General features: G+C 58.1%; 15 protein-coding genes. 12 read left to right on the forward strand and 3 right to left on the reverse strand.

The window, feature by feature from the left end; translation table 11 throughout:
- Positions 1-4: 4 nt before the first annotated feature.
- From BBDE_RS00655 to BBDE_RS00690, 8 genes are all read left to right on the forward strand, one after another.
- Positions 5-955, forward strand: a complete 951-nt coding sequence (locus BBDE_RS00655) for a carbohydrate ABC transporter permease (RefSeq protein ID WP_003837901.1) — start codon at positions 5-7, stop codon at positions 953-955.
- 196 nt (positions 956-1,151) lie between these two features.
- A complete protein-coding gene (locus BBDE_RS00660) occupies positions 1,152-4,124 on the forward strand; it encodes an ABC transporter permease (protein WP_003837899.1) in 2,973 nt (990 codons plus the stop codon).
- 469 nt (positions 4,125-4,593) lie between these two features.
- Positions 4,594-5,079, forward strand: coding sequence for an HTH domain-containing protein (locus tag BBDE_RS00665; RefSeq protein ID WP_003837897.1), 486 nt, complete (start codon positions 4,594-4,596; stop codon positions 5,077-5,079).
- Positions 5,080-5,187: 108 nt separating this feature from the next.
- On the forward strand, positions 5,188-6,195 hold the full coding sequence (locus BBDE_RS00670; RefSeq protein ID WP_048349410.1) for a class C sortase: 1,008 nt from the start codon (positions 5,188-5,190) through the stop codon (positions 6,193-6,195).
- A 626-nt stretch (positions 6,196-6,821) separates the two neighbouring features.
- Entirely contained in the window at positions 6,822-10,187 is a 3,366-nt protein-coding gene (locus BBDE_RS00675) for a DUF7604 domain-containing protein (RefSeq protein ID WP_228369726.1), read from the forward strand.
- A 146-nt stretch (positions 10,188-10,333) separates the two neighbouring features.
- Positions 10,334-11,893, forward strand: a complete 1,560-nt coding sequence (locus BBDE_RS00680) for a SpaH/EbpB family LPXTG-anchored major pilin (protein ID WP_003837892.1) — start codon at positions 10,334-10,336, stop codon at positions 11,891-11,893.
- Between the two features lie 326 nt (positions 11,894-12,219).
- On the forward strand, positions 12,220-12,792 hold the full coding sequence (locus BBDE_RS00685) for a hypothetical protein (RefSeq protein WP_003837890.1): 573 nt from the start codon (positions 12,220-12,222) through the stop codon (positions 12,790-12,792).
- Positions 12,793-13,053: 261 nt separating this feature from the next.
- Positions 13,054-14,556 (forward strand): amino acid permease, encoded by a 1,503-nt coding sequence (locus BBDE_RS00690; RefSeq protein ID WP_302534708.1) that lies wholly within the window; start codon positions 13,054-13,056, stop codon positions 14,554-14,556.
- Between the two features lie 148 nt (positions 14,557-14,704).
- Here the strand turns inward: BBDE_RS00690 and BBDE_RS00695 are convergent, their stop codons facing one another.
- From BBDE_RS00695 to thiS, 3 genes are all read right to left on the reverse strand, one after another.
- Entirely contained in the window at positions 14,705-15,619 is a 915-nt protein-coding gene (locus tag BBDE_RS00695; protein WP_003837888.1) for a thiazole synthase, read from the reverse strand.
- Positions 15,620-15,649: 30 nt separating this feature from the next.
- The gene (thiF, locus tag BBDE_RS00700; protein ID WP_003837886.1) at positions 15,650-16,363 is read right to left on the reverse strand and encodes a sulfur carrier protein ThiS adenylyltransferase ThiF; all 714 of its coding nucleotides are present in this window, start codon (positions 16,361-16,363) and stop codon (positions 15,650-15,652) included.
- 248 nt (positions 16,364-16,611) lie between these two features.
- On the reverse strand, positions 16,612-16,806 hold the full coding sequence (gene thiS, locus BBDE_RS00705) for a sulfur carrier protein ThiS (protein ID WP_012901796.1): 195 nt from the start codon (positions 16,804-16,806) through the stop codon (positions 16,612-16,614).
- 864 nt (positions 16,807-17,670) lie between these two features.
- On the opposite strand from thiS, the gene BBDE_RS00710 reads away from it, so the two are divergent.
- The 4 genes from BBDE_RS00710 (at position 17,671) to BBDE_RS00725 (ending at position 23,265) form a co-directional block, all read left to right on the forward strand.
- On the forward strand, positions 17,671-18,696 hold the full coding sequence (locus tag BBDE_RS00710) for an aldo/keto reductase (RefSeq protein WP_033489168.1): 1,026 nt from the start codon (positions 17,671-17,673) through the stop codon (positions 18,694-18,696).
- Between the two features lie 163 nt (positions 18,697-18,859).
- On the forward strand, positions 18,860-19,360 hold the full coding sequence (locus BBDE_RS00715; RefSeq protein WP_003837879.1) for a MarR family winged helix-turn-helix transcriptional regulator: 501 nt from the start codon (positions 18,860-18,862) through the stop codon (positions 19,358-19,360).
- A gap of 307 nt (positions 19,361-19,667) precedes the next feature.
- Positions 19,668-21,425, forward strand: a complete 1,758-nt coding sequence (locus BBDE_RS00720) for an ABC transporter ATP-binding protein (RefSeq protein ID WP_003837877.1) — start codon at positions 19,668-19,670, stop codon at positions 21,423-21,425.
- Position 21,426: 1 nt separating this feature from the next.
- A complete protein-coding gene (locus BBDE_RS00725; protein ID WP_003844716.1) occupies positions 21,427-23,265 on the forward strand; it encodes an ABC transporter ATP-binding protein in 1,839 nt (612 codons plus the stop codon).
- Positions 23,266-23,370: the final 105 nt, after the last annotated feature.

A 23,370-nucleotide genomic window follows, 5' to 3' on the forward strand; every position in this document is an offset into this window, starting at 1 on the left:
CAAGATGACCGATATCACCAACGAAGGCAACAAGCGCGATCTGGGCACTCCGGCACTTGAGCAGATGTACGGCAAGGGCGTGGCCCGTTCCGCAGCGAAACAACGCCGTCGTAAGACGTTGGAAGTGACCAGCGAAGGACGCCGCGCAGGGTGGGGCACGTATGCGATTCTCGTCGTGACGATCCTGATTTTCGTGTTCCCGCTGTATGTGGCGCTTTCGATTGCGTCGCAAAACAGCTCCAGCACGCAGTACGGCGTGCAGGCGCTGATTTTCGGCAGCGGACTGATCAAGAACATCTCGCGCGCATTCGGCGCCATGAAATTCTGGCAGGCGTTGAGCGGCACCCTGTTCGTGGCAATCGTCACGTCGGTATCGACGGTGTTCTTCTCCACGCTGGCAGGCTACTCATTCTCCAAACTGCGGTTCCGCGGCCGCGGCGTGCTGTTCACCATCGTGATCGGTACCATGACCATCCCGCAGCAGTTGAGCATCGTACCGCTGTACATCATGGCCAACAAGGCCGGATTGTTCGGTTCGATCTGGGCCGTGATCATTCCGGGTCTGGTCAGCGCGTTCGGCGTGTTCTGGATGACGCAATACCTGCAGGACGCCCTGCCTTACGAGCTGATCGAAGCGGCGCGCGTGGACGGCTGTTCCATGTTCCGCACCTTCATCTCCGTGGCGGTGCCCGCAGCCCGGCCGGCGGCCGCGATGCTGTTCCTGTTCACGTTCATCGCGCAGTGGACCAACTACTTCTGGCCCATGCTTATTCTCGGCCCGAACAAGAACAGCATGCTCACCGTTGCCGCGGCAACCCTGAAGGGCGCGTACTTCACCGACTACACCATCGTGATGGCCGGCGTGGTGCTCACCACCTTCCCGCTCATCCTTCTCTTCGCCGTCGCCGGCAAGCAACTGGTTTCCGGCATCATGGCCGGTGCGGTGAAGGGCTGATGCGGATTTGGCCTCCGCCGTCGGGCCATATACATGTACCCTTGTGACGAGGGTGCCGGCTACAGGGGTTGCGCTCGCTCTGGCGCAACCCCTGTTTCATGCGTGTTGATGCGTGTCACAGACATATGTTCTCCAGTTTCGTAGTGTTCAATAAGAAGTAGGTTTTTCTTAAGGGGCACGCGTCTGGAGGAGCACAATGGCGTTCGTCAAAGACATGATTCGCATGTGGCTGCGATCGTGGAAGCGATTCGTCTCGATCGCCATGATTACCCTGCTCGGCGTGGCCGTACTCACCGGCATCTACGCGGGATGTCGCGATGCGTTCCTCGCGTCGGACCGGTTCTTCGACGCCCAGGGCATGCATGATATTCAGGTGTTATCGACGGCTGGGCTGAGCGATGCCGATGTCACCGCGCTGCGACGGGTCACTGGCGTACGGAAGGTGCAGGCCGAGCGCTCGCAAAGCGTAACCATCGATGTGGGCGGCGACAAGTCCGTAACCATGCAGGAAATCGGCACGAACGGCATCGACCAGCCATACCTGCAGGAAGGTCGCATGCCGACCAAATCCGGTGAGGTCGCAGTTACCAAGCAATTCATCAAGGATTCCGGCCATACGATCGGCGACCGCATCACCGTCACACCTGAAGCATCCCAAGTGTCCGATTCTGGAGAATCGGACACTTCAGCGGTGTCGGATGAACAGTCGCCGGAATTCCCGACGGAGCTGCGAATCGTGGGCGTGGTGCTTGATCCTCAGAACCTGAGCAATCCTGACGGATATTCGGCCATGACCTCATTCCGTTCGACTGCGACGAGCGATTACACGTTTTTCGCGCCATCCGATGGCGTGACCGGCACCACCTATACGTCGGTCACTCTGCTGGTCGACGGTGCGGCAGACGAAAGCACGTTCGACGAATCCTACGAAACCATCGTCGGCAAAGTCATGAACCGCATCAAAGGCAAAACGAAAACCAATCGTCAGAAAGCACGACGGCAGGAACTCATCGATGCGGGACAGAAGAAAATCGACGAAGCGCGAGACAAAGCCAATCGGCAATTCGCGGATGCGCAGAAACAGATAGACGAGAATCGCAGTCAATTCAATCAACAGATCGATCAGATTGTGGCACAGCAAAGCGCAATGCTGGGCACAGGTGCGACCATGGACGAATCCACCCGTGAAACCATGCGTGAAACAGTGATCTCCAGCAGTCCGCAGCTCCAGGAAGCCAAGGCGCAATTGGACGCGGCGCAATCGCAATTGGACGAGCAGAGGAACAGTGCCGAACAAACCTTCCAGGATAAGGAAGATGAGCTCGAAAGCAGCGTGCCGAACGTGCGCTGGTACGTGCAGGATCGTTCATCCCTCGGCGGATACAGTGCGCTCAAATCCGACCTGAGTTCGATCCGATCCATCGGCAACGCATTCCCGGTCGTGTTTCTACTGGTCGCGGTGATGATGAGCCTGACCGCCATGGCGCGCATGGTCGAAGAGGACCGTGGCCTTATCGGCACCTACATCGGCCTCGGTTACGGACGATTGCAGGTCGCCGCGCGCTACATGCTGTTCGCACTGCTTGCCTGCCTGATTGGCGGCGGCCTTGGGCTATTGCTTGGATTCCTTGGCATTCCAGCGTTTTTGCTGATTGTGATACAAGGCATGTATGTGCTGCCGGGCGTGCGATTCGAGTATGACTGGCTGTATGGATCGCTTGGTATCGCGCTGTTCGTGGTCGGCGTACTCGGTGCGACGATCTACGCGTGCGTCGAAGAGATGCGGCAGACGCCCGCCGGCTTGATGCGTCCGAAAGCCCCGCGCGCAGGTTCGCGCATTCTATTGGAGCGGATTACGCCGATTTGGAGTCGTTTGGGATTCCTAAGCAAGGTTACTGCGCGCAATATCTTCCGTTTCAAGTCGCGCCTGGTCATGACGGTCGGAGGCGTTGCCGGATGCACGGCGTTGATCATATGCGGGCTTGCGATCAACGACACCGTGGCGGAACTTGGCGTCAAACAGTATCGCGATATCTACCGATACGATGTGATGGTCGTTGCGAACGATACCGATGCGGATGCAATGCGGGCGAAGTTGCGAGCGGACGGGCGTACGACTTCGACCATGGACATACGTGTCGAATCCGGTGATCTGGCGAACGATGAGGGAAGCGAGGGCATCCAACTTGTGGTGGTGCCCGAGGAGCATCTGGATGAACTGGGTGAGATGGTTACGCTCAAGCCGGTCGCGTCCGGATGGGATGGTGTGCGCAAGTTCTTCGGACTGTCCGATTCTGGAGAATCGGACAGTAAAGCAGTCGAAACCACGTTGCGAATGTCCGATTCTGGAGAATCGGACAAACGGAGTGGCTCGAAGGCGGTGTTGGGCGACAGTGGGGTGATCGTGTCGCAGTCGGCGGCCAACGCTCTGGGCGTTAAGACCGGCGATACGGTGAATCTCACCAACGGCGATGGCATTCAGGCCAAGGCCAAGGTGAGCGAGGTGACGCGTAACCTCATAGGTTCCGACATCTACGTGAGTGAATCGTATTATGGCAAGCTGTTCGGTTCAGGGTCCGGAATGTCCGATTCTCCAGAATCGGACAAATCGGATTCCGGCGGCTCCCTGACCTGGAACGCCGTATACGCCAAGCTCACCGGATCCGACGATGCGCAGATCGCATACGCCAACACCCTCGAAAAGGATGATTCGGTGATGAAGACGGTGTGCTGCGCGGACATGGCCGCCAGCTTCAAATTTGACCTCATGGGCGCGGTGGTCGCCCTGATCGTTGCGCTTGCGGGCGGTCTGGCGCTTGTGGTGCTGTTCACGCTTGCCAATACGAATGTGTCGGAACGCGTGCGCGAGATGGCCACGTTAAAAGTGCTGGGATTCTTCGATCGCGAAGTGCATCGGTATGTGAATCGAGAGATGATGATTCTGACGGCCATGGGAGTGGTGATCGGTTTGCCGATAGGTCGATGGGTCGGTGGTCTGCTCACGGCTGCGCTGAATATGCCGGCATTGTATTTCGAGGTGGAGGTCAAGCCGATGAGTTACGTGATTGCGGCGGCGGCGACCATGGCGTTTGCGCTGTTGGTGCAACTGTTCGTGAATCCGGTGCTTGACCGGATCGAGCCGGTCAGTTCGTTGAAGTCGGTGGAGTAATACGACTCAGGGGAGTATACCCCGCCATTTTCCTCCTTTCCCAGGCGTATCACGTGTTGTGTGGCTCATGAAACCATTGAAGATACGGGGGTGTATGGAGCGTGTGCTTGGCGTGAGGCCGCACGCTTCGGTTGGCGTGTCTTGACCGTTGTGTCCGAGTGTTGCGGGTTTCAGCCGTGTGACTCGTTTTTCGCGGGGTTTGCCCGCATTGATTCGTTCCGCTGTAAGCAAGGTGCGGTGCCGTGAATGTTGAGAGCGGCGAGAATATTATGCGGGGGTTATAGGGAGGGTATCGGAACAAATCCCCCCGATACGATTCGGCGTATCGCAGTTATATGAGGGGGTCGCCATATGAAAATACTTTCGCTGGGGGGGGGGGCTTCTTTTCTGCCCACATGCAATTTACAGGCGATCTTGCAGGGCTTGCGATGATGCCGGGTCGTACGATGACGCTCGAGCAGGGGCGGCAATGATGATCGACGGTAAGTTCACTGCCAAGGAACGCTCCTATCTGGCCAGTCTGCCCGCGGTCAAAAGCGTCAGTGCGTCCCATATTCGCTATACCGACCAATTCCGTGTCGAATGCATGTGCCGTTACCGTGCGGGGGAGTCGCCTGCGGCTATCTTCCGTGAGGCAGGTCTTGATCCGAAACTTATCGGGTACAAGCGCGTGGAACGTTGCATCGCCAGATGGAAACGTCGGCAAGATAAGGAGGCGAAGTCCGGTAAGCGGACGAGTCCGTATGCGCTCGATGCCGATGATTTGCGGATATTGGAACACGGCAATCTTACGCAATCGGAATGGGGGTCGCCGAATGCCGGCGATTCCGAGGAGGGGCTGTCGCAGCTGGCGAGGGCTCAGCTGGCCATCAATGAGCGTGATCTGCTGATTGCGCGGCAGGCGTTGCGCATCGACGAACTGGAGCGTGTATTGCGGCAGTTCGTCGAAAGGTAGCGGGATTGCCGAAATGCTGCAGTCAACAGCGTTCGGGCTGAATTTGGCGGGATCGGAGAGTCGCTAATGCGGGAGTCGCGGTGCGAAACGGTGCGTGCTGAGGATTTGATGGAATCGGAAACGGTGGGAATGGGCTGGCGGCAGCCTGCGTTTGATGAGGTGATCGACGTTGCCGATGAGATGCGTGAACGCCGCAGGAATCGCCGTAGTATGCGCATGATGTATGCGATTGGTGCATTGCTGATCGTCGCCGCAATCTGCATTGGTGGGTTTCCGGCGGCATTGCAGTACCGTGCCGCAGTGGAGTTGTCGCGTACGTCGGCGCAATCCGCACGAACGATTGCGGGCTGGCCGTATCCGCAGGCGGATGATGCGTTCGCTGCCGCGAAATCATACAACGAACGTCTTGCGGTTTCGGGGCAACCGATTTTGGGTGAGGCGAAGGATCCGTTCGCTGCGGTTCAGGGCGGTTCGCGGGCCAGCGAGACGGATGATGACGATGGCAGTGCGAGTTCCAAAGACGAGGAATATCAGGGATTGTTGGATTCCGGTGGCGGAGTGATGGGCACCATTCGCATTCCTAAGATTTCGGTGAACCTGCCAATCTACCACGGCACGTCGCAGTCGGCGCTGGCCTCCGGCGCGGGGCATCTGTACGGCAGCAGCCTGCCGGTCGGTGGCAAGAACACGCATGCCGTGATCACCGGGCATCGCGGATTGGTGAACGCCACCATGTTCACGCGGCTCGACGAGATGCGTGTTGGCGACTACTTCTATCTTGACGTGATGGGTCATACGCTCGGCTATCAGGTGGACCGCATTTCCGTGATCGAACCGAACGATACGTCAAAGCTGAAGATCGTGCCCGGCGAGGATCGCGTGACGCTGATGACATGCACGCCATACGGCGTGAACACCCACCGTCTGCTGGTTTCCGCGGTACGCTCGTCGATTCCCGACGTGATTCCCGACGAATCGGACGCGGCGAAGGATGCGCGGTTGATTGCGATCGTGGCCGCTGTAATCACACTGCTGCTCGGATTGGTTCTGTTGTGGTTGCGCAGAAAGCCGTGGCATATCCGCAGGCATGCGGCCAAATGGCCAAAAAGGGGATAGATTTCTGTTTCGAAAATCGGGTGCCGAAAACAACCTTCATGCGTTGCAGCCAGTAGGTTTTGCCGTGAGTCTTTCCCCTCGACTTTCCCGCCGTTAGGGTGTATGTGTGCTTGGGTGAATTCCCCTACGTTTCAGGGTTGGAGCGGTGTCGAACGACTGCAAGGTCGTCGAAGCCGTATGAAGACAACCTAGCGCCGCAAGGCGCTGCGTAAGGGGACAATATGAAACGTGCATGCGACGAATGGCAGGCAGTGCGCAAAGGGGGACTTGCTAAGCGAGTCATCACGGCGCTTGTTGCTGTGGCCATGCTCGGTGGTCTTGGATATGCCACTGCCAGCACCGCTGTTGCGCAGGATGATACGACGCAGCAGCAGGCGCAGCAGACGGAACAGTCTGCGAAGACCACAAGCGAATCGCAGGATGAGAAGACTTCCGATTCCGAAGCAACCAGCAAGAAGGCCGCTACGGATGAGACCTCTGCGGATGGTTCCGCTGAGGATACGAATACAACGGATGCCGATGCTGGTGTTGAAGCGCAGAATGGCGCTGATGAAACGGCAGTGCAAGCGGCTAATGAGCCGGCCGCGACTTCGGTGGCGGACGGTGGTTCGCCGGAAAGCGGTTCGTTGCTGCTGGATGAATCGTTCAAGAACAGCACCTTCGGAGACGCAAACTGGACAACTGCAGACAGCGCTTGCCTGACGGCCGCGACCAGTGGTTCGTTGAAGTGCGAGAACACGCAGGATAGCAGTGATATCCAAGGGGAGAACGGCAAGGGTTACCTGCAGTTGACAGATAACAGCGAGAACCAAAAAGCCGCAGTACTGTACAATCAGCCGGTCATCAGCAAGAGCGGCCTGCATGTTACGTTCGACTATTACATGTATCAGACGTCCGGCGCGGGCAAGTATACAACACCAGCGGACGGCATCAGCTTCTTCCTGACGGATGGCGCGGCCACGCTGAGCAAGGCAGGCACCTCAGGCGCGGCACTCGGTTACGCGACTAGTGACGATGATGGCATCGGCGACAGCAGCAAGCGAGGAGAGGGTGTCGCCCAAGGTGTGCTCGGCATCGGCTTTGACCGTTTCGGCAACTTCAGCACACAGCACGCAGCTGGAACCACTGCACGTGTCACCGGTGGCGATGATTGTACGCAAAGTGGAACGAACGCTGGTAATTCCGTCACTGTGCGCGGCGCAGGAAAGATCGACGTCGACGGTAAATGGAATAACGGCTACTGCATTGTGGCATCCGAGAACGTTGCGGCCGGACTTGACAGTGGCAAGGCGACCAAGAGCGAAAACGATACCAATGGCGAATCCGTTGACATCACCATCGCTCCTGTTATCGATGACAGCGCCACGACGCAGCATCTGACGGTGAAGATCGCAGGTGAGACCGTTCTCGAAAAGGATATCGACCGTCTTCCGGATTCGGTGAAGTTCGGCTTCAGCGCATCCACAGGCGCTGACCATCAGGTGCAGTTGATTCGCGGACTGAAGGTTTACTCGGTAAACAAGCTGAGCCAGCTTGATCTGGTGAAGTCCATGAACAAAGACACATATCCAGATGCGGATTCCCACACGTTCAATGTGGGCGATGAGGTTCCGTACACGTTCGTAGTGCGTAACAGCGGCACCACCACGTTGAACAATGTTGCGGTGAATGATCCCAACATCACGAATGTTTCCTGCGGAACCGATACTCTTGCCGCAAACCAGCAGACGACGTGCTCCGGAACGTTGACCCTTACCGAAGACATGGTGGACAGCGAAGGCCACTTCACGAACACCGCCACGGCTTCGGGCACGGACGACGAGGGTAATGCGGTGAATTCTCCTCAAGCCAGTGTGACGATTAAGGCGATTAAGCCGCTCGGCGCACCGGAAAAGCATAAGAGGATCAAGAAGAACAGCGACAACACCTACACGGTGAACGTCGATGTGACCGGTGCCGCGAACAGTTCCACAATCACCACTACTCAGTCGGTTGACTTCACGCTCGTGCTTGATGTGTCCAGTTCGATGAGTGACGAGATGGACAGCGACCAAGGTTCTATCAAGAAAATGACAGCATTGAAGTCCGCTGTAAACAACTTCTTGGGTGAGGCTGCGGAAATTAATGAGCAATCCGGTTCTGAGCTAATTCGTGTCGGCTTGGTGAAGTTTGCCGGTAAGGAATCGAGCAAAGTGGGGAATGAGACATATACGGAGGGAAGGTTTGTTTACAACTACTCCCAGATTGTAAGCCCCCTAACCGCTGATATGAGCGACTTGAAGAATAAAGTGTCAGCGCTTAGGCACAACGGTGCCACTCGGGCTGATCTTGGATTCAAGCATGCGTCCACTGTAATGAGCGGTGCTCGAACTGACGCAAAGCGCGTTGTCATCTTCTTTACGGATGGCACTCCTACAAAGGTGAGCGACTTTGATAAGGATGTAGCCAATAGCGCCGTTACCTATGCCAAGAGTTTGAAAGATAGTGGCGCTACCGTGTATTCCATTGGCGTTTTTGACGGTGCGAATCCATCTTCAATAGAAGAAAACCAAAAGAATCAGTTCATGAACGCTGTATCCAGCAATTACCCACATGCGACGGCGTATGACAAACTTGGCACGGGGAGTAACGCCGGATACTACAAGGTTGTTTCCAACGTCTCGGATCTGAAGTCCATCTTTGAGAAAATCCAGACGAATGAGACTACTGACGGTTTCACCAACGTGAGCATCGAAGATACGCTTTCCAAATACGTCGAACTCTCCGGCAAGAACTATACGGTGACGGCGAAGGATGCCAATGGCAACGAGGTCACTCTCAAAGAGAATAGTGACTACACGCTGACCTATGACGAATCCGCCAAGAAGTTCACGGTCGTATTCCAGAACATGTTGCAAGATGGTGTTACCTACACGCTCTCCTACAACGTAAAGCCGACCCAGGAGGCGTATGACGAGTATGCGGCCAACGGCTATGGCGGCACTGTGGGTGATGCAGATACCGATCTCGACGGCAGCACCACATCGTCCGGCCAGCTTGGCTTCCACTCGAATGAGTCCGCTTGCCTGGCCTACACGGCCAACGGTAAGAGACACGTTTGCTCCGACAATCCATACCTGCATCCTGTGATTCAGGTGGTCTCCTCCACCCTGCATATCGAGAAGCAGTGGAGCGGCGACGGTGAAAAGCCGGCAAGCATCAATGTGACTATCAAACAAGGCAATAGCGACTACAAGACGGTCACGCTGACACCCGACGACAACGGCAACTGGTCAACTGACGTGATCATTCCGGCGGGCGAGTCGAAGACCTACACCGTTACGGAAAACGATCCCGGCAACCAATGGAACGTATCCTATCAGCACAAAGTCGGCGACGGAAATCTCGCTGATGGCAATGCAGTGACAGTTCCGCAATCCGCGACATCACAGACCGCGACGGTAATCGTCACCAATAAGCAAGCTTTGGTGACGTTGCCAGCAGATTCCATCACCGTGAATAAGAAAGTTGTCGGAACCAATACGGGGCATGATTTCAACTTCACCATGATTGCGACTGGTGATAATGCGGGCAAGGTCACTTGGCCCAGAACGGACCAATCCAAGTCCAAAGTGACCATCAGCCAGGTTTCCCAGACCCAGGTAAAGTCCGCCACATTCGGCGATGAGCTCACGTTCCCCGCCGCCAACGCGACGTACACCTTCCAAGTGACGGAAGACAAGCCAACCGACACTACTGGCTGGAAGTACGACGATTCTGAGCAGACGGTAACGGTAACGGTGAGCTACGACGAAACGCAGAAGAAGTGGACCGCCGTAGCTTCCCCGGCGGAGGTCACCTTCACCAACCGCTACATCGCGGTGGCTTCGTTGCCGCTGACCGGTGGCACGACGGATCGTCAGTGGCTGATGATCGGTGGCGGAATCGCCGGAATGGCGATGCTGATGATCGGCGCGGCCGGAATCTGGCGCGGCAGGAAGCGTCTCGTCTGAGATGTCATACGGCTGGGCCGCTCGCCAACATTCCGGGCGGCCCGGTAATCATCAATCAGGATTTGCGGATCGCGGGAGCATGTCAAGTTTCCGCCTCCCGCGATTGCAGAAAACAGTAGTTAAAACATAAGGAAGAGGGAATTCTCATGAAGTTGAGGAAACTTTTCGCCGGCATCGCCGCCGCGGCGACGCTGCTGGGTGGCATGGCCCTAGGCGCTACCAGTGCTCAGGCGGCACGGCTCGCGGATGCGACGTTTACTTTCACGGCTGAAACCGCCGAGCAGCTGACACACGCCAACCTGACGGCGTACAGGATCGGTGATTACTATCAATTATCTACGGACTGCTACGGCGTCATCACGAATAATGACAATAAGAATGCGGTTGACTCCGCTTTGGCGAGTGCTCTCGGCACAGACGCGGTAAAGACGGATCAGGATAATCTGGCTGCCGCCCTGAGCACCGGTGCTTTGGACATTTCCGCCACTCGCCCGTGGACCACGACCGCTGACGGTGCGGCCAGTGCCACTCGTGCATTTGCCAATACGCTTGAGTCTGAAGGTAAGTTGACGAATGGCCAGCAGGTCACGCTTACCACTCCGACCGGTTCCGACGAGAACGGCTGGTCCGCCACCGTGGACCTTTTCCCAGGTATCTACGTGTTCGTGGATAATGCGACTGAGGGAACCGTCACCAAGGCCGTTCCGATGATCGTTGCTTCCGGTACCGTCGATGCGGAGAAGAAGCAGTTGGTCGATCCGAATCATGGTGACAATACCGTCAACATGAAGAACACCAAGAACATCGAGAAGAACAAGACCGTCGACAAGGCTTACGCCGCTATTGGTGACACTCTGACCTACACCCTGACCGGTACTGTTGCCAACCCGGCTCCGGCTGCCTTCGCATTCACCGATACCCCGGGCGTTGGCCTGACCGTCAAGGCTGGAACCTACGAGTTCTACACGGTCGGAGCCGATGGAGACATCGAGGATCCATCCACCGATTTCACTTTCCCTAAAGCGGATGTGACCGGTGATGGTGAGACTTCCTTCGATATCACCGTGAACGATCCGTCCAAGTACGCTGGCCGGACCATCAAGGTCGTGTTCCAGGCTCTGGTGAATGACGAAGCCGTTGTTGAAGATGGTGTTGTGAACGATCTCGACAACTATGGCACCCCTATTGAGGTCACCACCAAGTTCGTCGGCTTCGACTTCAAGAAGATTGATTCCGACAACAAGGGCATCGAAGGTGCCGAATTCCAGATTCTGGATGGACGCGTTGCGCTGTACTTCGTCAAGCAGGATGACGGCTTCTACAAGAAGGCCGCTTCCGAGGACACCGAAGGTGCCACTGATACCCTCGTGTCTGCGGCTGATGGCACCGTGAAGGTTACCGGTCTTGACGCAACGAAGGCCTACACCGTGAGCGAAACCAAGGTCGCCACCGGACAGTATCTGGACCTCAAGCCGTCGTTCACCGTCAACTTCAACAATGATCACGAGGCTGTTCTGAGCAGGACCATCGATCCGTGGGGCCTGGTCAACACCGCCGACAAGACCGTGAAGAACGTGAAGTCCGTCGATCAGCTGCCGCTCACCGGTGCTGCCGGAACCATCCTGTTCACCGTCATGGCCCTGCTGCTGGCCGGTGCCGGCGCGACCGTGGTGCTCAAGGCTCGTTCCAAGAACGCCAAGGCTTGATTCTCATCAGACTGAATCGATAGGCTGAACCCTCGAAGGGTGACTGCGAGAACATCATCGCAGTCACCCTTCGTTTGTTGGGATAAGAAGGGTTTTGAGATGCGAAAGCCTCTCATGGGCGATGCTCTTTTTCGGGGGTTATAGAGTGCGATCTACGGGGGCTCGGGTCGGTGAAATGGCGAGGGTATGCGGAAGGAAGGTTTTACGGGGGTTGACGGGGAGGGGAGGAAAACGAGGGTATTGTGCGGAAAGCGAGCCATACAATCGCTAGCGAATTCACCAAACAGATATGTGAAGGGCAATGCAGCGAGAAAGGCGGAACGACGATGGCACGGGGCGGCGGATCGTTCAGTAGCGAGGAAATCCAACTATTGCGAGGATTGCCGGCGGTCGCCAACGTCACGCAGGATCGCATCACCTACTCCGATACCTTCAAACAGGTATGCACCATTCGTTACCTGGCGGGGGAGTCGCCGACTAAAATCTTTCGAGAAGCGGGCCTGCCACCGGACCTCGTCGGCTACAAGCGCATCGAACGCAGCGTGGCGCGCTGGAAGGCGGCCGCCATCAAATCCGTGAACGGCAGCGACAGCATGAGCGATGGTGAGATCATCGCTCAGCTCGTTGATCGGTACAGGCGTGCGCTGGTAACACGGAAGAATCTTGACAGCATTGCGGAGAACATCATCGGCATGGAATCCGATGCGAGCATGGCCGCCACCAATGCCGAAGCCTCCTTGAAAGCCATGCAGCCATCCAGTCCACAGACTGCCGATACGGGGACGGACGCGATCGATGCCGAGACGGCCAGCATCATCATCAAACAGCAAGCCAGGCGCATCGACGAATTGGAGAGAGCCAATGAAGCGCTCCGCGAACAGGCTGCGCACGTCGCCTAAGTCTTGGTTGCGCACGTCGCCTAAATTCGCGAGTGTACGCGAGTGCAGTCGGTGGAATGCGTAACGGAACCCGAAACGCATGAATCTCACGCCCCGAGCGAACCAGGCATGCGATCAGTAAGCAGTGGGCAGAATTCGGCAGCCCGCCTAATTGCGGGACGGATGTGCGATGCGCGGGGTAGGGTGGAAATCATTATGACTTACGAGAATCCGAACTCCGCCGGCCAGGGCGGTATGCAATCCGAAACCTCGCCTGCCGACATGCGAGCCGCCCAGGCCGCGACGCCGGCAACCGCCGAACCCGTCGAGTCGCTCGATAAAGGCAACGAAATGGCCCGAGGCCTCAACAATCGCCATGTGCAGTTCATCGCCATCGGCGGCACCATCGGCACAGGGCTGTTCCTCGGTTCCGGCAAGTCGATCGCACTGACCGGTCCGAGCATCATCTTCGTGTACATCGGCGTCGGCCTGATCATGTTCCTGCTGATGCGCGCCATCGGCGAAATGATGTACCGCGACCCCAGCCAGCACACCTTCATCAACTTCATCACCCGCTATCTCGGCCGCGGATGGGGCAAATTCGCCGGCTGGACGTACTGGATCGTGCTCATCCTGACCGGCATGACCGAAATCACAGCCGTCAGCACGTATTTCGTCACGTTCTTCGGCATGTTCGACATCAATCTCAAAGCATGGAAATGGCTGATCGAACTGTGCTTCCTCGTGGCGCTCACATGCGTCAACCTGATTGCCGTGAAAGTGTTCGGCGAAGCGGAATTCTGGTTCTCCATGATCAAGATCACGCTGATTGTGGGCCTGATCGCCACCGCCGTGGTGATGCTCGTCATCGGCTTCCACTACCCGGCCACGCACATCGAGGGCGTTGACGGCACCATTGCGGGCGCGACGGTGAGTCTGCGCAATCTGGTCAACGGCTTCCAGATCGCGCCAAACGGTTGGATGAGCTTCTTCATGAGCTTCCAAATGGTGTTCTTCGCCTACCTGCTCATCGAATTCGTGGGCGTTACGGTGTCGGAAACGCAGAATCCGCGCAAGGTGCTGCCGAAAGCCGTGAACGAAATCATCATGCGCATTCTGATCTTCTACGTGGGCGCGTTGGTGGCCATCATGTGCATTGTGCCGTGGCGTAATTTCCATCAGAACGCCGACGGCTCGTTCGGCTCGCCGTTCATCATGGTGTTCAAGTATGCCGGCCTTGACTGGGCCGCTGCGCTCGTGTTCTTCGTGGTGATCACCGCGGCCGCCTCGTCGTTGAATTCGCTGCTGTATTCGGCCGGTCGTCACCTGTATCAGCTGGCGCAAGATTCCGACTCGCCTGCGATGTCGCGCTTGGCGGAAGTGTCGGACCGCAAGGTGCCCGCGAAGGCGATCGTGGTGTCCGGCTGTATGATCCTGTTGTCACCGATCATCAACGCGCTGCCCGGCATCTCCAGCGCATTCGTGCTGTTCTCATCGGCCGCCAGCGCCGTGGTGATCTTCATCTACGTGCTGACGATGTTTGCGCACCGCGGCTACCGGAAGAGCGCCGACTTTCTTGCCGACGGCTTCCTGATGCCGGCTTGGAAGGTGACGGATTGGATTGCGATCGCGTTCTTCGTGTTCGTATACGGCACGTTGTTCCTGTCGGCCGACACCATCGGCTCCGCGATTGCCGGTGTGGTCTGGTTGGTGGCGTTCGGCGGTTACTGTCTGTTGCATGAACGCTACCAGAACCGTGATCTGAAGGACTCGTTGCGTAAATGAAGATGCGGTGGGCGGAAACCGGCTGAAATGCACAGAAACCGGTCTAAATACACGAAAACCGGCTGATTTTCCACACTATATGCTGGGAATCAGCCGGTTTTTGCTAGATATATGGGACTATGCGACGGTTATATGACGGTTATGCGCGTCAGCCGATATAGTCGGCTTCGTTCGTCGGGCTGGACGGCACGGCGTGGTCTTCCGTAACCTTGCCCAAGCCGGACAGATATGCCTCACGGCCGGCTTCAATCGCCTTCTTGAAGGCGCGGGCCATCAGCGGAATGTTGCCGGCGGAGGCGATCGCAGTGTACGCCATCACCGCGTCGGCGCCCATTTCCATGGCTTCCGCGGCCTGACTCGGCCGGCCGATGCCGGCGTCGATAATCACCGGAACATTGGCATTCCTGATAATCACTTCGATGAAGTCGCGTGCACGCAGGCCCTTGTTCGAGCCGATCATCGCGCCGAGCGGCATCACACAGGCGGCACCGGCATCTTCGAGGCGCTTGGCTGCGATCGGATCGGGGAACATGTACGGCATGACCACGAAACCTTCCTTGGCGAGCATCGCCGTGGCCTTGATGGTCTCCTCGTTATCGGGCAGCAGATACTTCGCCTCGTGTTCGATCTCCACCTTCACGAAGTCCGTCTGGCATACCTCGCGCGCCAAGCGGGCGATGCGCACCGCCTCCTCGGCATTGCGCGCGCCCGACGTGTTCGGCAGCATGGTGATCCCTTTGGGAATGTAGTCGAGCAGGTTGTTTTCGGTGGTGCGGCAACGGCGCAACGCCATGGTGACGATCTGCGTGCCGGCGTTCTCGATCGTGGCCTTGATGAGGTTCAGATCGTAACGGCCGGAGCCGAGAATGAATCGGCTGGTGAACTCATGTCCGCCGAGAATCAGAGGGTCTGCGCTGCCGGTGGCAATTTCGTCGTATGCGTGCGCATCCGGTTCCGGCAGAATCGCGGTATTCGTGGTGGTGCCGACCAGCTCGTCGAGCGTGGCGTTCGGCGCGGTCGCAAAATCCTTTTCGGCTGTGGTTACGGTGTTTTCGGTACTCATCGTCGGGTCCTTTCGGTTGATTGAGTTTGCTTAGGCGTCTTCTTCGCCGAGAATCAGGCGGGTGATCATATTCGCTTCATGGCAGGCGACCACGCCCACGCGCGGAGCCATCAGGCCGGCACCCGGTACCGGGGCGGTTTCGCCGTCGCCGCAGAAATAGAAATTCTTTGAGACGCGTCGTGTGCTCACCAGATTGGAACTGCGGAATCCGGCCATGCCGGAGGCGCTCACGAGCTTCTTGCTTGGCAGGTTCTCCAGTACCGCGTTGACCAGCATGGTTTTGTTCTCCGGCACGTCAAACGCCTCGCAGATGATGTCTTCGTGTTCGAAGAGCGTCGGCACGTTCTCATCGGTCACCTTGACGGTGTCGACGGTGATGTCGATGAACGGATTGATCTGGCGCAGGTTGCTGCGCAGCGCCTCAGTTTTGTACTGGCCGAGATCCTTAAGGAAATACTGCTGGCGATTGAGGTTCGTCATGTCTACGCGGTCGAAGTCAATCAGATGCAGGTGGCCGACGCCGATGCGGGTGAGCGCCACGGCGATCGTCGAGCCGAGGCCGCCGCAACCGCAGATGGCCACGCGTGCGGCATCCAGTTTATCTTGGGTGGCCGCGGTATGGCGGTCGAGTAGGGCGGCGCGGATCTCCTCGCGACTTACGAGCGTTGCCGGATCGGGGAGGCCGTTGAATGCGGTTTGGCGTGCTTGGATTTGCTCGGGGGTTGCGGATGGTTCAAAGGTCATGGTCGTGTCTTGTTTCCGTTCGTTTGCGTGTGATTGGGTGCGGGCGTGCGCGGCCCGGCATGTACCGTGTCCGCCGCGTACAGGCGGCTTCCGTCTCCCCGCCTGGCCTCACATTCGTGGCCAGCCAGTATCCGTCGCGTACAGGCGGCTTCCGTGGAACGTTCGCGGCGGTCCCGGTTCTCCGGTGTGATTGGCCGAGCCTCACGTTTGACTCAGGCGCGCCTGTTCGCGACTCGCTTGGTGTGGGTTCAGCCGCCCTGTACGAAGGTGACGATTTCCAAGGTGTCGGTGCCTTTGAGCTGAGTCTGTGCACGCAGTGTGCGCGGCACGATTTCGCCATTGAGTTCGACGGCCACACGTTCGGCACGCAGTCCGCGTTGCTCAATCAGTTCGGCCACGGTGATCGGCGTGGCGATGTGCTCTTCCTTGCCATTGATGATCATGTTCGATCCCTTCTGTTGTGCGATTCGGAACCGTTGGCATGCAACGGAATCCACCGCCGTGCCGCAACCTTGCCATTCGCGTGGATGTCCGATTCTGGTGAATCGGACACTCGTGGCGCCCGTAGATTGTCCGGAATGTCTGATTCTGACGAATCGGACATCCACGAAACCTGCAGGCTGTACCGGCGGGCGGCGCGTTGATGGGATTCCGTACCGAGGTTCCGATACGAAAAAAGGGTCTCCGAAGGAACCGTACCCTGTGAGGTGGTGCGCCCCTCCGTGACCCTGATTCACGCGATATTCGGTTATCGCGAACGGAAGATTGAGATGCGCCTTGCAGCGCGAACAACCCGTCTCCTTACGGCGGCATTACCCGCATCAAGTCCTCGGTCGAAGTCTTGCGACTCCCTCTCAGCCTTTCGGCTCCCGTTCGGTTGTGCCCCTATCTTCCCTCAGCCGCCCGACAAGATCGTCGGAATCAGGTGATGGATTGGCGTACTACCTGAAGATTCGCCTCTGAGTTGCGAGAGTCGGCCTGTTGCTCGACGGTGGCGTCCTTAAGTCCGTGTGGCTCGGGTTCTGGACTGCGAGAATCGGCCTGTTGCCCAACGACGGCAGCCTCAAATCGGTCTGGGAACGGCTCTTACCGTTGAGGAACGGGGCGATTCTCGCGGTTTGCAGCCCCAAACACACGGGCTCGAGGCCGTCACCGTCGAGCAACAGGCCGATTCTCGCGGCGTATGCCCCATGACTGCTGCCCTAAGGATTCCCGAGCCAGTCAGTGGGTATGTGAGAATGAAATCAGGGTACGAGAAGGAGATGGCGTTGAAGGATTCAGCAACGGACGCAGTGCCAGGTGCAGTGATGGGCGAACTGGCAGGATTTACGATTCCTCGGCTTGGCATGGGAACGATGGCGCTGGCGATCGAGGGCCGGCCGGATCGTGACACGGCAATCCGCGCGATTCATGCCGGTCTGAATGCCGGCGTGCGATATCTGGATACCGCATGGTCGTACTATCTGCCGAGCCGGCCCGGTACCGGAACCCCGGAGGATCTGGGCTATGGCGAGAAACTGGTGCGTGATGCGTTGGCGACCTGGGATGGTCCGCGCGATGAGGTGCTTGTCGCCACGAAGACCGGTTACCGTCGCACGATGGAGCCTGCCGTGCGAGTGTCCGATTCACCAGAATCGGACACTGACGATCCAGCAGCCCCGTGTGCATATTCCGCGGCACGCGATGACGATTCCGTAACACCTGCTATGCGGTCCGACCGATCTGCGGAACGTCAGCATCTGCAGGCCGTTGGCAGTCGATACGGTTGGATGGCGGATTCGCGGCCCGAAACGATGATTCGCGATGCGAAGGAGTCGGCCATGCGCCTCGGTGTGGAGGCGCTCGATTTGCTGTATTCGCATGGTCCGGATCCTGCGGTGGATTATGCGGATCAGATCGGTGCGCTCAAGCGACTGCTTGACGAAGGGGTGATCAGGAACGCCGGCATTTCGCGCGTGAACAACGAGCAGATTGACCTCGCCCGTGAGATTTTGGGAGATGGCTTGGTTGCCGTGCAGAATCAGTTCTCACCGTCATACCCCGACCCCGAACATACGCTGGAACACTGTGAGAAGCTAGGTCTTGCGTTCGTCTGTTGGTCGCCATTGGGGGGATTCCTCGATGCGTTCGACCAACGCGCGTACGATGCGTTCCGCGTGATTGCCGATAAGCGTGGATGCTCCTACCAGCGTGTGGTATTGGCTTGGGAGTTGAGTCGCTACGACCGGCTGTTCACCATCCCGAGTGCCCGCAATCCGCATGAGATTCAGGATTCGTTCGCCGCTACCGAACTTACGCTTGCCGATGAGGAGCTTGGATTCCTGAATAGCTAGTCTCCAACGGACCGCGCGCTGTCACCTTACGTGGGGAGATTCAACGGTTCGCGGTGAGCGAGGGCGGATTGCGCTGTGTGCGGCACGCGTAGCGTGATCAGGAGATAAACAGTTTGCAGTGTAAGATAAAATATCGGTTGATCATACGGGAAGGAGGGTACGCGTGGGCTATGAACAGGAGGCGTTCCGCAAGTTGATGTCGAATATCTGGGGCAAGAAATCCCGGATGCAGGAGGAGATGTCAAAAGGCGCGAAAGGTGAGCCGTTCATCGTGCAGGAGCTCTCGCGGAAAGGTCCGCAGACGCCGACGCAGCTGGCCGCGGCGATGCGTGCCACTACCGGCAGGGTCTCCACGTTGCTGTCCGCGTTGGAAAAGAAGGGGCAGATTACGCGCGAAATCGACCCGAATGATCGCAGAATCGTGCATGTGAGTCTTACCGAAGCAGGCGAACGGCGTGCCGAAAAGCAGCGTGAGGACATGCGGGAGGCGGTCTGCTGGATCTTTTCGCAGATGGGTGAACGGCGCACCCGTGAGTTCGTGGACCTCGCCGTCGAATTTACCACCTACATGTCCTTGTGCATGCCGGGCAAGTCACGCCCCACTCCGGAGCAGGTCAGGCAGGCCTTCGGCTCGACAGGTGGCTCCGACGGCGCAGCAAGCTGACGGCGTGCGCGGGCCATCCCGGCGCGGGCAATCCGTGACGATATCGTGGAGCCGTTGTGGCAATACCGTGGCGGGTGGCGTTCTGTTTCGGTGCGCGCAATGTCGCGTCCGGTCAAGCAATCGCATCCAGTCAGCCCTGCGGCTGCGGGTGGCAGTGTGTGCCGATCGTTCGCGGAAGCGCCGCAACCAACAGCGGCAAACCATGCAATCGCAAATCGCTCTCAGGGAATACGCAGAAACGGGCGTAATATCTTACACTGTAAGTAATTGACATCGTAAAGTAATCACCACAGAGAAGGAACCGAGCATGCTTCGCATCATGCGATACCTCTCCAAAGCGGAGATAGGCCAGATGCTCATAGCGTTGGTCAGCATCATCGGTCAGATCTGGCTTGATCTGACCCTGCCGGACTACATGTCCAACATCACCGAACTCGTTGAAACTCCGGGCAGCAGCATGTCCGACATCTGGGTGGCAGGCGGCAAAATGCTCGCCATCTCACTGGGATCCGCGGCCTGCGCCGTCGTGACCGGCTACATCGCCGCACGCGTGGGCGCCTCATTCAGCCAAAGGCTACGCTCGCTGGAGTTCAACAAGGTCGAAAGCTTCGGACCGGCGGAAATGAACCGCTTCTCCACTGCGTCGCTCATCACCCGCTCCACGAACGACATCACGCAGATCCAGATGTTCATCACCATGGGCCTGATGATGATCGTCAAGTCGCCGATCATGGCCGTGTGGGCAGTATGCAAGATTGCGGGCGACGGATTCGAATGGACGCTCGCCACTGGCATCGCCGTGGCGGTACTGCTGGTCGCGATCGGCATTCTGATGGCGCTGGTCATGCCGAAATTCAAGTCCATGCAGCGTCTGACGGACAACATCAACCTGGTGGCGCGCGAAAACCTGACCGGCCTGCGCGTGGTGCGCGCCTACAACGCCGAAGACTATCAGGAATCGAAATTCACGCAGGCCAACAAGGAACTGACCGAAACCCAGCTGTTCACCAACCGTGCCATGGCGGTCATGATGCCGCTGATGAACACCATCATGAACGGCCTGATGCTCGCCGTCTACTGGATCGGCGCATACCTGATCGAAGCGGCCGACGCCACCGACAAACTCACCACCTTCGCGAACATGGTGGTGTTCTCCAGCTATTCCGTGCAGGTGATCATGAGCTTCCTGCTGATGAGCATGGTATTCGTGCTGTGGCCGCGCGCCGACGTATCCGCACAGCGCGTGCTTGAAGTGATCGACACCGAGCCGATGGTCGTAGATGGCAGCCGGACTGCGGGAAAGTCCGGCATGGAAGGCGACATCGAATTCCGCAACGTGAGCTTCGCCTACCCGGATTCGCGCGAGGCCATGCTGGAAGGCATCAGCTTCAAAGCCGCAAAAGGTCAGACGGTCGCGTTCATCGGCTCGACCGGCTCCGGCAAATCGTCGCTGATCAATCTGGTGCCGCGCTTCTACGACGCCACCCAAGGCGAAGTGCTCGTCGACGGCGTGAACGTGCGCGACTACACGCTCAAGGCATTGCGCGACAAGATCGGCTACGTGCCGCAACAGGCGTTCCTGTTCAAGGGCACCATCGCCGGCAATGTGGCATACGGCGACACCGAACTGCGCGAACGGGACGTGAAGGACGCCTGCGATGTCGCGCAGGCCACGGAATTCATCGACAAGAAGGAACATGGCTACGAATCCGACATTTCGCAAGGCGGCGCCAACGTGTCCGGCGGGCAGAAGCAACGACTGTCAATCGCAAGGGCCGTGTATCGGCATCCGGAAATCCTCATCTTCGACGACTCCTTCTCCGCACTTGACTTCAAAACGGACCGTGCCGTACGCGACGCGCTCGCGAAGGAGGCCAAGGATTCCACGAAACTGATCGTCGCGCAGCGCATCGGCACCATCATGGATGCCGACCGCATCGTCGTGCTCGACGAAGGCAGGGTGGTCGGACAGGGCACGCACCGTGAACTGCTCGAGACCTGCGAGGTGTATCGGCAGATCGCGCAGTCGCAGCTGAGCGAAGACGAACTGAAGGGAGGCCGCTGACATGCCTAGGGGACCAATGGGACGTGGACCTGCTGAAAAACCGAAGGATTTCGGCGGTGTGATGAAGAAACTCATACGTTTCTGCCGCCGCTACATTCCCGTGATCATCATCGCGCTGGTGCTTGGCGCAGCCGGAACCGTATGCCAGATCATCGGGCCCGACAAACTCAAGGACATGACCAACGAGATCACCAAGGGCCTGCCGGCCATCGTACACGGCAAGCCGGTGATGAACTCGATCGACTTCACCGCGGTCGGCCGTATTGCATGGCTGCTGGTGGCGTTGTATGTCGGCTATGCGGTGCTGTGCTATCTGCAAAGCTGGCTGATGGCAAGCGTGACGCAACGCACCGCGCAACAGCTGCGCGAGGAGATCGGCCGGAAGATCAATCGCCTGCCGCTCAAATATTTCGACAAGGTCAGCTACGGCGATGTGCTGAGCCGCATTACCAACGATGTGGACGCGATCGGGCAGACGCTCGGCCAGTCGCTGGGCTCGCTGATTACGTCGGTCACGCTGTTCTTCGGTGCGCTGATCATGATGTTCTACAACAACGTAATCCTAACGTTGTGCGCCATCGGCTCCGCACTGCTCGGCCTGATCGTGATGGGCGGCATCATGAAGGCCTCGCAACAATACTTCGCGCGCCAGCAGGCGGCCCTCGGCGATGTGAACGGCCATGTTGAGGAGATGTATACCGGGCATACCGTGGTCAAGGCGTACGGTGGCGAGGCCGATTCCATCAGCCGCTTCGAACGCTACAACCAGGACCTGTACGTGTCTGGTTGGAAGAGCCAGTTCCTGTCCGGCCTGATGATGCCGCTGATGAATTTCATCGGTAATTTCGGCTATGTGGTCGTATGCGTGGTCGGTGCGGTGCTTGCGATGGATGGCAAGATCGAGTTCGGCGTGATCGTGGCGTTCATGATGTACATCCGCCTGTTCACGCAGCCGCTGTCGCAGTTCGCGCAGGCCTTCCAGAACCTGCAACGCTGCGCCGCCGCATCCGAGCGCGTGTTCGGCTTCCTGGAGGAGCCGGAGTTGGCCGACGAATCCGATAAACGGCCGTTGCTCGGCGTCGATGCGGACGGCAGGCCGCAACCGGTGCGTGGCGACGTGGAATTCAGCCACGTACGCTTCGGCTACGAATCCGACAAGACGATCATCCACGACTTCTCCGCTTCGGTGAAGTCCGGTCAGAAGGTCGCCATCGTCGGCCCGACCGGTGCCGGCAAGACCACGATGGTGAACCTGCTTATGCGCTTCTACGAGATTTCCGGCGGCACGATTTCGATTGATGGCGTCGATACCAAATCGGTGCCGCGTTGGAATGTGCACGATCAGTTCTCGATGGTGCTGCAGGATACGTGGGTGTTCCGTGGAACGGTGCGTGAAAACATCGCATATTCCAAGAAGGGCGTGACCGACGAGCAGATCGTCGCCGCATGCAAGGCCGTTGGGTTGCACCACTACATCATGTCGCTGCCGGATGGCTATGACACGATTCTCGATGACAAGGCGTCGCTGTCGCAGGGTCAGAAGCAGTTGCTGACGATTGCGCGCGCGATGGTGGAGGATGCGCCGATTCTGATTTTGGACGAGGCGACCTCTTCCGTCGATACGCGTACCGAAGAACTGATTCAGAAGGCGATGGACGCGCTGACGGTGGGGCGTACGAGTTTCGTGATCGCGCATCGCCTGTCGACGATTCGTGACGCCGACATGATTCTGGTGATGGACGGCGGCGATATCGTAGAGCGCGGTACGCACGAGGAGCTGCTTGCGAAGGGCGGTTTCTACGCCGATATCTACAACAGTCAGTTCACGCTGGCTGGCTGAACGGTTGGCTGGCTGAACGGTTGGCTGGCTGAACGGCCAGCCGGCAGAGTGGTTGTTCGGCCCGTTGATGGGCCAATGGGCCGAACAGTCCTCCGCAACGGCAGG

The sequence above is a fragment of the Bifidobacterium dentium JCM 1195 = DSM 20436 genome, from assembly GCF_001042595.1.
Taxonomy (GTDB): Bacteria; Actinomycetota; Actinomycetes; order Actinomycetales; family Bifidobacteriaceae; genus Bifidobacterium; species Bifidobacterium dentium.

Bases quoted from the DNA above. Each gene is read 5' to 3' on its own strand.
- BBDE_RS00655 (WP_003837901.1), top strand. From the start codon at position 5: ATGACCGATATCACCAACGAAGGCAACAAGCGCGATCTGGGCACTCCG.
- BBDE_RS00660 (WP_003837899.1), top strand. From the start codon at position 1,152: ATGGCGTTCGTCAAAGACATGATTCGCATGTGGCTGCGATCGTGGAAG.
- BBDE_RS00665 (WP_003837897.1), top strand. From the start codon at position 4,594: ATGATGATCGACGGTAAGTTCACTGCCAAGGAACGCTCCTATCTGGCC.
- BBDE_RS00670 (WP_048349410.1), top strand. From the start codon at position 5,188: ATGGAATCGGAAACGGTGGGAATGGGCTGGCGGCAGCCTGCGTTTGAT.
- BBDE_RS00680 (WP_003837892.1), top strand. From the start codon at position 10,334: ATGAAGTTGAGGAAACTTTTCGCCGGCATCGCCGCCGCGGCGACGCTG.
- BBDE_RS00685 (WP_003837890.1), top strand. From the start codon at position 12,220: ATGGCACGGGGCGGCGGATCGTTCAGTAGCGAGGAAATCCAACTATTG.
- BBDE_RS00690 (WP_302534708.1), top strand. From the start codon at position 13,054: ATGCGAGCCGCCCAGGCCGCGACGCCGGCAACCGCCGAACCCGTCGAG.
- BBDE_RS00695 (WP_003837888.1), bottom strand. From the start codon at position 15,619: ATGAGTACCGAAAACACCGTAACCACAGCCGAAAAGGATTTTGCGACC.
- thiF (WP_003837886.1), bottom strand. From the start codon at position 16,363: ATGACCTTTGAACCATCCGCAACCCCCGAGCAAATCCAAGCACGCCAA.
- thiS (WP_012901796.1), bottom strand. From the start codon at position 16,806: ATGATCATCAATGGCAAGGAAGAGCACATCGCCACGCCGATCACCGTG.
- BBDE_RS00710 (WP_033489168.1), top strand. From the start codon at position 17,671: ATGGGCGAACTGGCAGGATTTACGATTCCTCGGCTTGGCATGGGAACG.
- BBDE_RS00720 (WP_003837877.1), top strand. From the start codon at position 19,668: ATGCTTCGCATCATGCGATACCTCTCCAAAGCGGAGATAGGCCAGATG.
- BBDE_RS00725 (WP_003844716.1), top strand. From the start codon at position 21,427: ATGCCTAGGGGACCAATGGGACGTGGACCTGCTGAAAAACCGAAGGAT.